The sequence below is a fragment of the Botrimarina hoheduenensis genome, from assembly GCF_007859815.1.
GTDB lineage: Bacteria > Planctomycetota > Planctomycetia > Pirellulales > Lacipirellulaceae > Botrimarina > Botrimarina hoheduenensis.
This window is the reverse complement of sequence record NZ_SJPH01000006.1, coordinates 142,764-157,639: the sequence shown is the minus strand read 5'-3', so window position 1 is coordinate 157,639 and position 14,876 is coordinate 142,764. Positions and strand designations below refer to the sequence as shown.

The window sequence follows — 14,876 nt, the reverse complement described above, 5'->3', positions numbered from 1 at the left end:
GGGATGGCTTCTACTTGATAGCTTCGGGGGTTGTCGCTTGGGCCGTCTTGGCGGGCGTTTCGCCCTTGGCGACACGCGGCTCGATACGCAGCTGATAGCGAACATCGATCCGACGCGGCGTGCCGGCAACCGAGTCGAGCGGGCCCGTCTTGGCCACATACTGCTGGAGCCGATTGATTTTCGCTTGGAAGCTCGGCTCGCCGGCCGGTGCCATTCCTTCAACGGCACCCCAGACGATTACCGTGCCGCTCCGTGTCCTTAGCACAAAAGTCGGAAAGGCCGCTGATCCACGGCGTTCGGGTTGCGGATTTGCTGCAAGGTCTTCCAGGCTAAGCGTCTTCCACAGGGGTCCTAGCCTCGCCGCTAGCCGAGAAGCGCCCACAACGCGCACGTCGTTCCAAGCGGCCCCGACGGCAGGGGGCCCGGGCAGCCCAGCCGCCTCCAGCGGCGATAGCCGCAGGCGGGGCAACGCCGCGAGGTCTGCGCTGGTCATTCGACCCCGCGGCAGCCGGACAGCCGATTCATCGAGCGGTTCCGAGCCGGTGCTGGTAATCGCGAGGGCGGCCGGAACGCGGTAGTCGAGCTCGATTGCTACGCGATTGGGCGGCAGCCGGCGGACCCGCCCGACTCGCAAGACATAAGGGCTGCGGGCAAACGCGGCGGCCAAACGCTGCTCCACTTGCCCGGCCTCATCAAGCACCGAGAGCGATTCGCCCGCTCTGTCGAGTCCGGCCGACTGCAGCGCGGCACGCTTGAAATCCGGATCGATCCACGCTGGAGCTGGAGTCACCTGGATCGCATCGGCCTGGACCCGATAGGCCGCCGTAGCGCGAACGCTTGGCTCCACACCACGCCACCCCAGACGCCCGATACCGAGCACCGCGATCAGCCCCACCAGGGCCGTCAGCAGCCGGCCGCGCGAAGAGGCGAAGAGCAACGCCACACGCGAGTCCGTGTCCGGGGTGTGCTCCGCGGCACGAGCCGACTTGCTTGCGGGCTTCTTAGCGTTAACACGGGCGGGCATGCGATCCTCGGCACGGCAGAACACCGCGCCGAGCCGCCTAGCGGCGGCAGCCACGAGGCGCGCAAACGACCTCGACGCGGAACCGCCGGATTACCAAATCTCAATCGCGAGCTCTAGTTCGACTCCCATCCGCTGGCGGACGCGATCGCGCACGTTGTCGATCAGCTTCAGAATGTCGCTAGCAGTGGCACCATCGCTAGCGACGATAAAATTGGCGTGCTGTTGGCTGACCTCCGCGGCTCCGGAACTCGCCCCTTTGAGCCCCGCCTGGTCGATTAGCATGCCGGCGCTCATGCCACGCGGGTTGCGGAAAATCTGGCCTGTGCGCTGGTGCGACATCGGCTGGCTCGCCTTGCTGACGATCCACTGCTTTTGCATCCGCTTGGTCAAGACGGCCGGATCAACCGGTTCGAGCTGAAAGACGGTTTCGAGGATCACTAATTCGTCGAGGCTGCTCTCGCGATAGGCGAACACCAACTCATCGCGCTGGCGGACGATCGTCTCGCCCGAGCGGGTCAGGACGGTCGCCTCGACAACCCACTGCCCGATATCCCCTCCGCGACCGCCGGCGTTGTGGTGCAGCGCTGCGCCAACCACGCCCGGGATGCCGATCAGGGGGTCGAGCCCGGACAGGCCGGCTCGAACGGTCTCGTTGATGACTGTGGCCATGACCGCGCCGCCGCCCACACGAACGCGATCCCCTTCGACCGTCACGGACTGGAATGCCGGGTGATCGAGCGACGTGATAACCGCATCGACGCCGCTGTCGCCTACGAGCACGTTCGAGCCCCCGCCGAGCATGCGGATGGTGGCACCCTCGTCGCGGCAACGTTTGACGAGCGTCACAAGTTCTTCGAGGTCCGTCGGCTGCGCCAACCACGATGCCGAGCCGCCCACGCCAAACCAGGTTCGTTCGGCCAGCGGGGCGTCGGCCGTCAGGATCGATTCAAGACCAGTGGCGAAAGGCATCGCACAGCACCGTGTTTTGAGGGGGTCGGCAGCGTTGGCCGCTAAGCACGCGTCAGGCCTGTATTCAAGGGGAATCACGCCGCCAACGGAAGAGCCGGGGGGCGATCCGGTCCGGTCAATTGCCGGTCGGCCCGCTTTGCAAGCCGAACTGCCGATGCGCCTCGTAAGCGGCCACGGCGACGCTGTTCGAGAGATTCAGGCTACGGACCAGCTCAGAGGTGGGGATCCGCAAGCGGCGGCCGGCCGCCTGATCGAGAATCTCGCTGGGCAAGCCGCTCGACTCGCGACCGAAGACCAAGGCATCGCCCGGCTGGAAATCGGCGTCCAGATAGCCGCGGTCTCCCCGCTTGGTGAAGCACCATAGCCGCTCGGTTGGCAGCTCGGCGAGCAGCGTCGGCCAGTCGTCAACCACCTGCCAGTCGAGGTGCTGCCAGTAGTCGAGCCCGGCGCGACGCAGGTGGTGATGATCCACGCGGAATCCTAGCGGCCGCACCAACCACAGCTTCGCGCCCAGAGCAACACACGTCCTCCCGACACTTCCCGTGTTGAACGGGATCTCGGGCTGATAGAGAACGATATGTAATTGGGGCGAATCCACAGCGAGCCCGATCCTTGAGCAGCGAGAGCCAGCACAAAAAAAGGCGGGCCTTTCGGCCCGCCTTCTGGTTGTGATCCTAGGTGCGGATCAACCAACCATGTCCTTGAGCTTCTTGAGCGGGCGAATCTTCACCACGTTCTTGGCGGGCTTCGCCTTGAAGATCGTCATCTCGCCCGTGAACGGATTGCGACCTTCGCGTTCCTTCGTGGCGGGCTTGTGCTGCAGCGTGATCTTGCACAGACCGGGCAGCGCGAACACCTTGGGGGCGCCACGGCCGGTGAGTGACTTCTCGATCTGAGCGTCGAGCGCCTCAAACACCTCGCTGACCTGCTTCTTGGTCAGACCGGTGGTGTCGGCGATGTTTGCGTAGATCTCGGTTTTGGTAAGCGGTTTCGGGGCGGCTTTCGCCATGGGTTCAGATCCTCGTCCGGTAGCCTGAAATCCGTCGCAGGGTCCGCCCGGCAACGGTAAAACGTGACAGCTTTGTCGATTGGGTCAAACGACCGCGTGATTAAAACGTTGCCGATCGAATCGCGACAAGGCGAAAAATCGCCTATTTCCCGAGAAAAACAACCCCCCACCGGTTCACTTCCGACCGGGGGCACCGTTTGTAGGCCCCCTGCCGGATGCTCCATACAGACCGCGCAAAGCGCCTGGTCTGATGGATCTAACCCTAGTGCCCACTTTAGGTTAGCAGCCGAATCGGAATGATCCTCCGACAGCTCTTCTCGGCATTTCGTTGGCGTTAATCACGGCCGCGAAAGGTACCCCAGCCGCCTAAGACCGTCGCAAAGAAAACCGAGCCGAAACATGCGATCAGCAGGCTTTACTTCGGCTCACCGCTTCCCCGCGACCACCGAACGGACCCAATGCTTCGTCCTGCCGGGGGCTGGTCAGCGGGGGAGAGAACCGCTAGGTCGCGGCAGCGATCAAGGCCTCTTAAAGGGGGCTGCGAAGCGATGCTGCCCAAGGCGACGCGGTCGTAGGGCATCGGTATCCCGTGTGCTGGGGAGCCGCTTTTCGAACCGTTGTGAGGGCACCTACAAACCGGCCCGGTACGCTCATCGAGCAGGGGGCGATCGACAAAGCCATACCGCTGCTCACCGACCTGCTAACGCAGAGGTAGGTACAAGAAATCCCGGCGGTCGCAGGGCGACCACCGGGATCAGATCGATTGCTTGTTCTGCTTAAAGAGATCAGACGCGGCGACGCGTTGTGACTCCCGCAAGCAGCGTGCTTGCGACGAGGGCCAGCGAGGTCGGCTCGGGGATGGCCATTTCGCCGGTGATCGTCATCGCTCCGGAAGCCACAAGGCTACGGATGCCGTTTTGGCCATTGATGACCATCACCTCAGTGGCGGTAAAGCTGACGAGGACGTCTTCCGCGTACTCAATGCCGTTGGGAAGCGACTGACCGACCACCTTGCCCTCGGCGAACCAGTTGAAGAAGTTCAGGCTCGCGATGGGGGTCGTAACCAGCACGTAGTTGATGTCGGCGATGCCGATCTGCAGCTTGTGACCGGTCGCGGTAAAGAAGTCGAAGCCGAAAGCGGTCGGGTTGCCTGTTCCACCTGCGTTCGAAACCAGTGCGCCGGTTGACAGTTCCGAGCCAAGATTTCCGATCAGCAGGTCACCGAACAGAGCGTCCGGAGGATTCATCAGCATCGCGGCGGTGGAACCACCAACCTCAACCTCGAAGGAGCTAAACGTCCGTGCCTCAGCAGGATTCAGGTTGCCGCCAAGCGGACGGTTGAAGTCGGTCAACTCGCCGGTCGCGCCGTCGAAGGCGATGTCAAAGTTGCCGATAATGGTGTTGATGAGAGCCGCCTCGGAAGAGGTCGCGGCAAACAGCCCCGTAAACACAAACGCGATCGCCGTTGCAGTGCGTAGAAGCATGGGAGTCAGTCCTTAGATGGTGCGCCTAGACCGAAGGGTCGGGGCTGGGGCTTTTGGTTTTTCAGCTTGCGGCTGGAGGAAACGCGCTGCGTCAGTGCATCGCGGAATAAACTGGAGGCACAAAAAAAGAAGCGGCGACATGAAACTCGCCGCGCTGAGCACCCATATCGGGAGCCAGGGGGAGAGTCTCTTGTCACCGCTTCTGGATTAGTTCTGCTCGGTTGTTGGGCCGGTGGGCCGTCTGAATTTGCTGAATGCCAACAAAAAACGGCAATCAAACCCCACGCTACATCGGCAATATGCCGACTGCGAGAGAATTGATTGCCGTTTTCTGGATTAGCGGTCCGGTTATTAAGCTCATTAAAGGCGGGACGGGCCGACACGCTTCGCGTCGACTAACCTACCTCACACATAGTGATTAGAAAGTGCCGGCGGCTGGGAGTCAACGGATTTCCCCACTAGAACGGCAAAATTCTTCTTCATGCGGTTAACTGCACTCCGATTGGTTGCCTGCTGGGTCTGGTGCTAGGCCCGCCTCGGCAACCCCCAAGCACCTTACCGGAGTTCCCCGGGGCAAGATCCGGTCGATACTCGGATCAACGTAACCTAAAGCTGACAAGTCTTTTAGCGACCGGCAGCCGGCGGGAGGGGAAACCGCCTTGAGCAGCACCAGACGGCCTGGTAACAGCGCCGCGATGCGGGCCGCGATCGAGTCGCTCGTCACGTCCCACGAAGCCTCCAGCCGCTCGCCGGGAGCAGCGGGCTCGGCGGTCCTCAAGAAGTAACCGGTCGCCATGAGCCAGTCACCAGCCATATTCTGCCGCACCGTCTCGAACGACTCCGTGTAGCGCCAGTCCGGTAAGCGGCTTGCTAGCAGCCGGGTGTTGGTGTCCATCGCATCGATCGCGGCCCAGTGGCTTGCCTGCGCCGAAAAAGGGTTGGCCCGATCGATCTGCCGCAGACCTTCCACCATGGGCCCACCGCCGACGATCAGCAGGCGCTTCGTTGCACAGCGTGCAGCCGGACTGCCGAGCCAGCCGCACAGCGCTGCGACTCCCCCCGGCGACGCCAGCCAGCTGCCGCCGACTTTGATCACCATCGGCATCGCCATCTCAGCGGCTTCGTCCGATAAGCTCATTGAGCGGCGTGGCTCCCTAGCTTGGCGTCGGCCGAGGGCTGCGCGATCTCGAGGTCAGCCAACCGTGCCGCGGCATAGGCCGGCCCACACTCGCTGGCGATCGGACCGATCGTTTCCGACAAGCTAACAAGAGGGTTCTGCCAGCCGCGCAGTTGCTTAGCGTAGCGAACAACGAAGTCGCCCTCGCCGGCGGCGATCAAGGTCGCCCCGGTCGGGAGGAGCCGATCGAGGGCTTGAGCCGTTAGGGCGACCTGTTTGTCGGCGACGGCTTGGGCCACCGCGCGGGCGTCGGCGAGCGTAAAATCCTCTTCGTCGGCACACACACAGCGCGCTAGCCGTCGCTGCGTAGCCCCGAGCGACAGGGGCATGCCGTCTGCCGTATCGGTGCGTTCGCTGGCAGGCAGCGCCCCCTCAATCAGCCACACGTCGGCGGTGGTGGCGAACCATTCGGCGGCGATCGGGCACTGCGTACCGCGGTAGGGCAAACGATCCACTAGCGCACAGATCGGCGTGCGACGAACGCCTTGGTACAGCAGCTCGCCGGCGATGAGCCGCTGCGTATCATCAGGGCTTTGACCAAGGATGCGTCCCTCGCTGAGCAGCGTCAGGTCGGTCGTGGTTGATCCCACGTCAACCACCATCGCGACCGCAGCACCGGTTTGGGCCGCCGCCCACCGAGCCAGCAGCCGCCAATTAGCGGCAGCCACCAGCAGGGGTTGGGCCCGCGCCGCCGCGCTACCAACCCAGCGATCATCGTTCGTTGCGATCCACAGGGGCGAATCCCCGGCCAGCTGGCTCAGGGCGTTCACAATGTGCGTTACCCCGGCGGCCTTGGTCGGATAGCAATCCGCCAGCTCACCGGTCATCGTCGCGGCGTAGGCATCAGCCGGCGGCAGCCGTGTGATTAACGCGCGGAGTGCCTCGCTCAGCAGTTCGGGCGTACGCCACAGCGCGAAGGGGGTCGAGACGGAAACCACGCCGTCGCTCGCCTTGAGGTTCGCTCCGCCGACATCCAGGCCGACCCAGCGGGAAGGCTGACCGGGCGGCGACTTGGCGAGAGTTGGCGGCCCGGTGCTCATAACGCCGCGTAGTAGACCGTGCCATCGGCATCGAATTCCAGCGGGCGAGGATCGAATGAAAGTGTCGCCCGCCGCCCCTGTTGGGCGTCGATCATCGCGGCCACCAGCGACTCCCGACAGGCCGCCCGCAAGCCGACCAGCGACGTCGTTAACCGCGGGTTAACCTCAATGACCAAGTCTCGCGCACCGGCAGGATCATCTCCCAGCACGAGGTCGATCCCCAGATAGCCGACCGCCGCCGGGAGCGCCGCGAGCGTCGCGCGGGCCAAGCGGTGCGCCCGCTCGGTGAGCGCGTCGGGGAGCGGTGTCTGGCCGCCCAAGTAGCGGAAACGTCCGTCGCCACTGAGCCTTTGTCGGCACGCTGGCAGCAGCAACGGCTCGGCGGTACCGTCGCTAATCAACGCCACACTCGCCGGCATTCCAACCGCGTAGCGCTGCAACAGACGGGGCCAAGCGTAAGCCGGAGGAGCATCGGCGACGCTCATAACCGCATGGGTATCCTGCGAGCCCGCACCGTCAATCGGTTTGATCACCGCCGGATACGCGAAGTCACGTGGCAGGGGCGCACCGGCTTCGAGGTACAACGACTCGGGGGTCGGCACGCCGGCCTGCGACAGACACGCTGCGGTAAGGCGTTTGTCAGCCGTCAGACGCACCACCTCCGATCCGGGCGAGGCGAGCCGAGCGCCAACCTTCTCGGCAGCACTGACCGCTGCGAGCAAGGCCCCGTCGGTTTCCGGCGCGATCACAATCGTGGCGTCCGCTTCAGCGGCGAACTCGGCGAACAGCCGATCGTGCGCCGAGCGCGAGTCGACGCTAGTGATTTGGGCCGAGGGAACACCGATCAGTGGCACGCCGAGGTCACGCATCAAGGTCACCTCGATCCGAGCCGCGGCCGCATCGGCAGCAACGGCCTGAACCATCGCGAGGCCCTCGCGCAGCAACGAGTCGGGGAGGCGTCCCTCACGCCCGGCCATCCCCCCGCCGGTGACCCACTCGTAAACAAAGAGCCGCATGAAGCGCTACCGATAAAACGGGCCGACAACACGCTCCGAGCACAGCATGCCGCGCGTTAGGCGTCTGGTCTGGTAAGGGGCTCGCGACTGAGCGACACGACGTCGGGCTCAGTCGTGGTGAGCAGGTCTTCAACACGCCGCCCGGTGCGGGTGGCCTCGTAGAGGATCCCCGCCCGAAAACTGCTGCGCACCAGCGGGCCCGAGGCGACACCGGCGAAACCTAAGTCGTAGGCCGCATCGCGATAGGCATCGAAGCGCTCAGGCGAAACGTATCGATCGACCGGCAAGAAGCGCTCGCCCGGCAGACCGGGGGTGAGATACTGGCCCAGCGTGACAATATCGACAGAGGCTTCGCTGCGTAGCCGCTGGAGGGCGTCGAGCACTTCTTGGTCCGTTTCGCCCAGGCCGACCATCAGGCTGCTCTTGGTGGCCAGGCCGCCCTCCGCCACGCTGCCCGGGCGGAGTCGCTTGGCTTCGCGCAGGATCGCAAGCGATTGAGCGAAAGAGGCCCGCGGGTCGCGAACCTGCTTATCTAGTCGGGGCACACACTCCACGTTGTGCGCGAAGACCCGCAGGGGCAGCACTCGGGACTTATCCGCCTCCGAACTCAGCGGCTCGGGCAAGGTCGTGCCAAGCAGCAGGCGGAGCGCCGCAGGGTCGCCGGCCAGATCGCTGCCGAGCAGTTCGATCCCCACCTCAGGAACGCGGCGGTGTACCGCTTCGATGCAGGCTCGGTAGTGACCGGCACCGCCATCGGGCAGATCGTCGCGATTGACCACCGTCACCACCACGTACTTGAGTCCCATCCGCTCGACCGCGTTGGCCAGGTGCTCGGGCTCATCGGCTTCAGGCAGAGCAGGAGCCTTCAGCGTTTGGACGCTGCAAAAGCGACACCCGCGCGTGCACTCTTTGCCCGCTACCATAAACGTGGCGGTGCCGCGGCCCCAGCAATCGTGCAGATTGGGGCAGCGGGCTTCTTCGCAGACGGTGTGCAGCGCGTTGCCCTCCACCGCCCGATCCGTGCGATTGAACAGCCGCAACGCCTCGCCCGACGGCAGCTCGGCCCGCAGCCACGACGGCAGGCGTGGGCGGGTCGTCTTGGCGTCACGAGGGGTGGCGGTTGTCATTGAAAGCTGATCGCTGAGGGTTCCGTTCCGAGCAGAAGTGCTACGCACGCATTATTGACGTAACGCCGCTCTCGGCGAGGGGGCAAGAGCCGGCTTCTCACAAACAAACGAGGACTGCTCAGTGATCCTCGCGGTAATGCCGCCGCAGCGTTTGCTGGCCAAAGTCGTCGTCGGTCGAGTGCCAAACGGCGTGTACATGGTTCGCTTCGACAAAGTCGTATTCCAGCACAAACGTCGGTCCGTGGACCCGAAAGTAATGCCTATTGTCGGTGAGCCGATCCTCGGCGACGGACGCCCCACCAGCCCAGGCAAAGTACAACCGCTCAAACCCCGCGGTTTCGATCTGCTCAAGCAGTTGGCTGGCGAGTTCGGGCTTAAGCAGCCGCGCGAACGTTTCCACGAGTTGGTTGACCCGTCCACGTTGCTCCAGGGTCATCGCTTGCACCGACAAACCCAGAGGTCCTTCCACCGCGGGAGGTGCTCCCGGAACACCGAAGACGTCTGCCGGGGCGATATCGGCAATAGTGGCGAGGGCTTGTTGCTCGGCATCGAGCGAGGCCATGACCGCACACCCGAGATCGTCCTCCGCGCCGAGGGCCCGTCGGCCTTGCGGGGGGTCTCCCTCAACTTGGGCGGGGCTGGCACCAAGAAACAGCGGAGTCGCAACCACGGTGGGGGCCGTCTCCACCGACGTAAAGTTCAATGAAATGTGATGCCCCTCGATCCGCCATCCCCAGGCTTGGTCGTCCGCCGCGGCGGGATCACCAAAGACCGCGATCCAGTAGCGATCTGGGTCGCGAATCGATTCCACACCGGGGCGCTCGGCCTCGATCTCGCGGAGCACCAGTTCGAGCGAGCGGATCGCGGCGACCTTGTTCCAACCCCGTTCGCTTAGCACCGTCCGAAGCAGCACTTCAGCCGCAGCCCGTTGCGACGGGGTCATCGCGCCTAACGCGATGCCGCGACGCGGTTTGGGCACAAAGTGCCAGTCGGTGCGGATCTCGCTCCCAAAAGGGAACACCGCTTCCCTGCGTTGCGAAGGGTCTAACAAGGCGAGCCACGCAACCGTCGCGGTCCGCATGGCCTGGGACGCCGGTGCCGTTTGCTCAACCGGTTGCGAAGCCGCCTTCACCGCCGGTGCTGTGGGTTGGGCCCGAAGTGACACGGGAGCTACGAGCATCGCCAGGACAACGGCGAACGCGACCTGCCAGGACCTCTTCGAGGACCGCTCGGCGCGAGGGGAGTGGTTCTTCATTCCCCCAGTCTAGCTACGGGAAGACTCACACGGGTGCCCCCCTCATCAGCGTGGCTTTGCCGCCCGAGGGCTAGCGATAAAGCGGGGCGTCACGCCGCTGGTCGGCGATTTCCGCCGCGCGGAGCACGATCGGAGGAGGCGTTTTAGGGGTCGCCAACGCTTCGGACGGGTTGTCGGACGGTCGCGGAGCGATCGGTTCGGGACGCGGCCGACTGCCGGTTACGTAGTTGATGACCGCCAATCCGACGACGACGATCAGGCACGTGATGGCCGTGAGGAACCAGCCGACGCGCGAGGCGTCGTCGGTGGCCGGGGAGGGCTTCGGTTGGCTGGCGGGCTGTTCGGTCGGCATTGGCCGGCTTGTCGCAGGCTTTGCCCTGCGCGTCAACAACGCTCTGCGACCCGCAGCTTCGCGCTCCGCGAACGCGGATTCGCGGCGATTTCCTCCGCGGTGGGTATCAGCGGCTTGGATGCTAGCGGCCGCAACCGTTCGTCGCGTCGAAAGGCAACTTTCACCAGCCGATCCTCGAGCGAATGAAAGCTGATGACGACAAATCTGCCGCCCGGTGCGAGCAGCGTGGGAAGAAGTTGAAGGGCCCGCTCGAGGTGATCGAGCTCGGAGTTAACGGCAATCCGCAGTGCCTGAAACGTACGGGTCGCCGGATCGATACGAGGGTCGTAGTTCTTGGGCACGGCCCGCCGGATGATGTCCGCCAGATCCTCGCTCGTCTGGATCGGGCGCTCACGACGGCGATCCACAATCGCGGCAGCAATTCGCCGGCTGCACCGTTCTTCGCCGTAGGCATAGATCAAGTCCGCCAGGTGCTCGGCACTTAATCGAGCGATCAGCTTGGTGGCGGGCTCACCGTTGTTGGGATCAAAACGCAGATCGAGCGGTCCGCGGGCGTGGAAGCTGAACCCCCGTTGACGGTCTTCGAGCTGGTCGCTGGATAGCCCCAGGTCGAGCAAAATGCCGTTGAGCCGCTCGATCGAGGCCTCGGCAAGGACTTCTGCGGCTTCGGCATAGCTCGCGTTCGAGACGAGAACGGGCAGGCCTCGGAGGGTCGTTTCCGCGCGGGCGACCGCCACCGGATCGCGATCCACGGCCACAACGCAGCCGTTGGGGCCCACTTGCTGAGCGATAAGCCGCGTATGCCCGCCCCCCCCCAGCGTACCATCGAGGATGATATGCCCCGGCTGGATGGCGAGTCCTTCGATCGCCTCCCGAGGCATGACGGGGACGTGAAGGGTCGAAGCGGGCGGCGGCGATTGCGGTTGGTCCATTCTCCGCTTTGCTATCCTCTGGGCCCTGCGGCGGCAATGGGCTCTGGCTTCCGCGACGGCAATGGCCTTGGGGCGCAGCGGCGGCGACAGCCTCGTCACACTCTGGTGACAATCGCGTGACCCATCGCCGGGCCGCCCCGCCTTGCTTACGATGCCCCGTTCGATTGCTCTCCCCCCGCGAGCCGCCCCAAGAAACGATGCCTGACGACAACGATGCCCTGCTGTTTGACTACGATCTGCCGCGTGAGCTGATCGCGCAAGAGCCTCTGGCCAACCGGTCCGACGCGCGGCTGCTGGTCGTCGATCGTCAGGCGCAAGAGCTCTCGCACCACTACGTGCGCGACCTGCCCGGCCTGTTGCAGGCCGGCGACCGACTCGTGCTGAACGACACCCGGGTGATCCCCGCAAAACTCGTCGGCCACCGCTCTGCGACCGGCGGTGCTTGGCAGGGATTGCTGCTGGGAGTCGAGCCCAACGGCGACTGGCGGATCGTCTGCAAAACGCGCGGCCGACTGCAAGAACGCGAGTGCGTGACACTCACCGACCACGAGGGCCGGGAAACCCTTAAGCTGTGGCTGCTTGATCGACTCGAAGGAGGAGAATGGCTCGCCCATCCCGAGAGCGAGACCCCTTCGGATGAGTTGCTCGCCCAGGTGGGCCGCGTCCCTCTGCCGCACTACATCCGCGGCGGCGATATGGCCCCGACGGATATCGAGCGCTATCAGACCGTCTACGCCCGCAAGCCGGGGGCTGTTGCCGCGCCGACCGCCGGATTGCACTTCACGAAGCCCCTGCTGCGCAAGATCGAAGAGGTAGAGGTCGACTTCGCGGCGGTCACGCTGCATGTGGGGCTTGGAACCTTCCGGCCGATAACGTCCGACACCCCCGACAAACACCAGATGCACGCCGAATGGTGCGAACTAACGGCCGAGTGTGCGCAACGGATCAACGGCACGCGGGCCGCGGGGGGCCGGATCATCGCGGTGGGTACCACCGCGGTACGCACCCTCGAGACCGCCGCTCAACACGCTCAGCCGGGCGAGGCGGTTGGCCCGTGGCAGGGTGAAACGCAACTTTTCATTAGACCGCCCCACCGATTTGCCGCGGTAGACGGGCTGATGACCAACTTCCACTTTCCACGCACTACGCTGCTGCTGTTGGTACAGGCGCTGGGTGGGGTTGAGTTGGTTCGTCGTGCCTATGAAGAAGCCCTCCGCGAACGTTACCGCTTTTACAGCTACGGTGACGCGATGCTCATCTTGTGAGGCAGAGGGGAGGACGGCAGGAGCCGCACGCATCAGCTGCGCGGAGGAACGCTTCCCGTGGCGTGCGGTTCGGTTACGAACCCAACGCCCCCGAAAGCTGCGTCGCAGAGCTGTTGTAGCTGTTGCCCGCGGCGTTCGACATCGCCAGCACCGATGCGATGCACGCCCCCGCGATAAACGCCAGGACCACCGCGTATTCGACGGTGGTGGCGGCCTCTTCGCGGCGGATCAGACGCGAGACTCGACGCATCGGTGCGGCTCGGTTTGGCGACGAAAGGGCGGACAAGAAACGGCTCTGCCCAAGAAGGGCAAACCGACACACTCACCAGAAGCCTAGCCCGCGCGGACAGCGGGGGACCGCAAGAAACCGAGAACGGCCCCGCTGAGATGGCTCAGCGGGGCCGTTCTGCGCAATTTATGCTGATTGTGCGGGCAAAACCTACCCAACGCCGCGGGAGCACCCCAGCAACCTTGCTGGCCTTCCCGCGTGTCGGGTTCGATCAGGCCTGGAATGAGCTGCCGCAGCCGCACGACTTTACGGCGTTGGGGTTCTCGAACGTGAAGCCCCGCTTCTCGATGCCGTCGTAGAAATCGACCGTGGTGCCGTCGAGGTACAGCGCGCTCTTCTTGTCCACAACGACCGAGACGCCGTGAAAGTCGAACTTGCTATCGACGGTCTCGTCGTAACTGGTGTCGAATCCCAAAGCATAGGAAAAACCGCTGCATCCGCCGCCGGTAACCCCGACCCGCAGCACGGTGCCTTCCTCCAGCTTCTGGTCATCAACGATCCGCTTGACTTCGGCCGCAGCCTTTTCGGTGAGCACAACGCCCATAGAACTCTGCCCTTAATGGTTGACAGCCGGGTCAGACCCGGCGACTAGGTGATTCAATACCCAAGTATAGCCATCTGTGCCGTGGGGGGAACGGAAGTCGTCAAATCCGTGGCATATACCAGCGCTACCCCTGCCCCCCGATCTGCGCTATGACCGAGGAATCAGCCCTTACGCAGCCGGTGCACGGCGTCGCCGATGGCCTCGATGGCCTGCTCGATCTGGGCCATCGTGTTGAACCGCCCGACGCCTAGCCGGAGCGTGCAACGGGCCTCGTCGGCCGAAAGTCCCAGCGCGCGAAGCACGTGGCTCGGCTCGGGATCGGCCGAGGAGCAGGCGGCACCGCTGCTCATCGCGACTTGGGGGGCTGCAAGCATAATCGTCTCGCCATCGACCTGGGGGATCCACACGTTCAGATTGCCCTCCAGGCGGGCGGTTGTCGCGGGATCGGGGCCGCACATTCGGAGGTCGGGAATCTGGGCAACGAGTCCCGCTAGCAACCGATCGCGCAGGGTCCGCAGATGACGGCGCTCCTCCTCAAGCGTTTGCGTGCAAAGCTCCACCGCACGAGCGAAACCGACGATGCCCGGCACGTTGTGCGTGCCGCTCCGTCGGCCCCGTTCTTGGCCGCCCCCCACCACGAGCGGGGCAAGCCGCACGATCGGATCGCGACCACGGACATACAATGCCCCCACCCCCTTAGGCCCGTAGAGCTTGTGTGCTGAGAAGCTCATCAGATCAACGCCCAGAGCTTCGACATCGATCGGAAGCTTGCCGACCGCTTGTGTGGCATCGGTATGCAGCAGAGCCCCAACGGCGTGCGCCGCAGAGGCAAGCGGGGCGAGGGGCTGGATCACACCGATCTCGTTGTTCGCCAGCATGACCGAGACCAAACAGGTGTCCGAGTCGATCGTTTCGGCGGCTTGCTGCGGATCGACAACACCGGCTTGCGACGAGGTGTGGGGCTCGACCGATAGAAGCGAAAGTCGGTGCGTTCCCCGCGCGAGTCGTTCCAACGGTTCCAACACCGCGGCGTGTTCCGTGACAACACTCACCAGATGGTCGCCTCGCCGGCGGGGTCGCTCGGCAACGCCGCGGATGGCCAGATTGTTGCTCTCGGTCGCACCGCTGGTGAAGACGATCTCCCCCGGCCGCGCACCGATCGCCCCTGCAATGGTTTCGCGTGCTTGCTCAACCGCTTCGCGAGCGGCATGCCCGTAAGCATGCCCCACGCTACCCGCGTTGCCATACGCCTCGGTAAACCACGGGAGCATCGCTTCCACCACACGCGGATCGACCCGCGTGGTGGCGTGGTTGTCCAGATAGATCGGTTCGCTGGGTGCCATGCGGCTGACGTTTAAAACGCTAGCGCTTAAGGAAATGCCGTCGCAGCGCG

At 64.4% G+C, this 14,876-nt stretch carries 16 protein-coding genes; 1 reads left to right on the top strand and 15 read right to left on the bottom strand.

The features are described 5' to 3' along the window. Nucleotides 1-10 precede the first annotated feature (10 nt). The 12 genes from Pla111_RS13410 to rsmH all read right to left on the bottom strand — a co-directional run bounded on the left by Pla111_RS13410 (nucleotide 11) and on the right by rsmH (nucleotide 11,385). Nucleotides 11-1,024, bottom strand: coding sequence for a hypothetical protein (locus Pla111_RS13410; RefSeq protein ID WP_146574957.1), 1,014 nt, complete (start codon nucleotides 1,022-1,024; stop codon nucleotides 11-13). Between the two features lie 90 nt (nucleotides 1,025-1,114). Then, nucleotides 1,115-1,993 carry a UDP-N-acetylmuramate dehydrogenase gene (murB, locus tag Pla111_RS13405; protein ID WP_146574956.1) on the bottom strand — a complete coding sequence of 293 codons (879 nt, stop codon included), beginning with the start codon at nucleotides 1,991-1,993 and terminating at the stop codon, nucleotides 1,115-1,117. Nucleotides 1,994-2,108: 115 nt separating this feature from the next. Continuing rightward, nucleotides 2,109-2,591, bottom strand: coding sequence for a tRNA (cytidine(34)-2'-O)-methyltransferase (locus Pla111_RS13400; RefSeq protein WP_231931025.1), 483 nt, complete (start codon nucleotides 2,589-2,591; stop codon nucleotides 2,109-2,111). An 87-nt stretch (nucleotides 2,592-2,678) separates the two neighbouring features. Beyond that, complete coding sequence (locus Pla111_RS13395; protein ID WP_146574954.1) at nucleotides 2,679-3,002, bottom strand: HU family DNA-binding protein; 324 nt, start codon at nucleotides 3,000-3,002, stop codon at nucleotides 2,679-2,681. 785 nt (nucleotides 3,003-3,787) lie between these two features. Further along, nucleotides 3,788-4,486, bottom strand: coding sequence for a hypothetical protein (locus Pla111_RS13390; RefSeq protein WP_146574953.1), 699 nt, complete (start codon nucleotides 4,484-4,486; stop codon nucleotides 3,788-3,790). Nucleotides 4,487-4,973: 487 nt separating this feature from the next. Continuing rightward, nucleotides 4,974-5,624: an amino acid kinase family protein gene (locus tag Pla111_RS13385; RefSeq protein WP_146574952.1), complete on the bottom strand. Its 651-nt coding sequence runs from the start codon at nucleotides 5,622-5,624 to the stop codon at nucleotides 4,974-4,976. Continuing rightward, nucleotides 5,621-6,703 carry a hydantoinase/oxoprolinase family protein gene (locus tag Pla111_RS13380; protein WP_146574951.1) on the bottom strand — a complete coding sequence of 361 codons (1,083 nt, stop codon included), beginning with the start codon at nucleotides 6,701-6,703 and terminating at the stop codon, nucleotides 5,621-5,623. The genes Pla111_RS13385 and Pla111_RS13380 overlap by 4 nt, the downstream gene beginning before the upstream one ends. After that, nucleotides 6,700-7,719 (bottom strand): ATP-grasp domain-containing protein, encoded by a 1,020-nt coding sequence (locus Pla111_RS13375; protein WP_146574950.1) that lies wholly within the window; start codon nucleotides 7,717-7,719, stop codon nucleotides 6,700-6,702. Before Pla111_RS13375 ends, Pla111_RS13380 begins: the two co-directional genes overlap by 4 nt. Before the next feature lie 56 nt (nucleotides 7,720-7,775). Next, entirely contained in the window at nucleotides 7,776-8,846 is a 1,071-nt protein-coding gene (gene lipA, locus Pla111_RS13370; RefSeq protein ID WP_146574949.1) for a lipoyl synthase, read from the bottom strand. Between the two features lie 118 nt (nucleotides 8,847-8,964). After that, nucleotides 8,965-10,101, bottom strand: coding sequence for a DUF3500 domain-containing protein (locus Pla111_RS13365; RefSeq protein WP_146574948.1), 1,137 nt, complete (start codon nucleotides 10,099-10,101; stop codon nucleotides 8,965-8,967). Between the two features lie 70 nt (nucleotides 10,102-10,171). Then, nucleotides 10,172-10,453 carry a hypothetical protein gene (locus tag Pla111_RS13360; protein ID WP_146574947.1) on the bottom strand — a complete coding sequence of 94 codons (282 nt, stop codon included), beginning with the start codon at nucleotides 10,451-10,453 and terminating at the stop codon, nucleotides 10,172-10,174. A 32-nt stretch (nucleotides 10,454-10,485) separates the two neighbouring features. Next, nucleotides 10,486-11,385: a 16S rRNA (cytosine(1402)-N(4))-methyltransferase RsmH gene (rsmH, locus tag Pla111_RS13355; RefSeq protein WP_146574946.1), complete on the bottom strand. Its 900-nt coding sequence runs from the start codon at nucleotides 11,383-11,385 to the stop codon at nucleotides 10,486-10,488. A 197-nt stretch (nucleotides 11,386-11,582) separates the two neighbouring features. On the opposite strand from rsmH, the gene queA reads away from it, so the two are divergent. Then, complete coding sequence (gene queA, locus Pla111_RS13350) at nucleotides 11,583-12,650, top strand: tRNA preQ1(34) S-adenosylmethionine ribosyltransferase-isomerase QueA (protein ID WP_146574945.1); 1,068 nt, start codon at nucleotides 11,583-11,585, stop codon at nucleotides 12,648-12,650. 73 nt (nucleotides 12,651-12,723) lie between these two features. Here queA and Pla111_RS13345 read toward each other — a convergent pair whose 3' ends face one another. The 3 genes from Pla111_RS13345 to Pla111_RS13335 form a co-directional block, all read right to left on the bottom strand. Beyond that, nucleotides 12,724-12,900: a Flp family type IVb pilin gene (locus Pla111_RS13345; protein ID WP_146574944.1), complete on the bottom strand. Its 177-nt coding sequence runs from the start codon at nucleotides 12,898-12,900 to the stop codon at nucleotides 12,724-12,726. 250 nt (nucleotides 12,901-13,150) lie between these two features. After that, entirely contained in the window at nucleotides 13,151-13,483 is a 333-nt protein-coding gene (locus Pla111_RS13340) for a HesB/IscA family protein (protein ID WP_146574943.1), read from the bottom strand. Between the two features lie 161 nt (nucleotides 13,484-13,644). Continuing rightward, a complete protein-coding gene (locus Pla111_RS13335) occupies nucleotides 13,645-14,826 on the bottom strand; it encodes a cysteine desulfurase family protein (RefSeq protein ID WP_146574942.1) in 1,182 nt (393 codons plus the stop codon). Nucleotides 14,827-14,876: the final 50 nt, after the last annotated feature.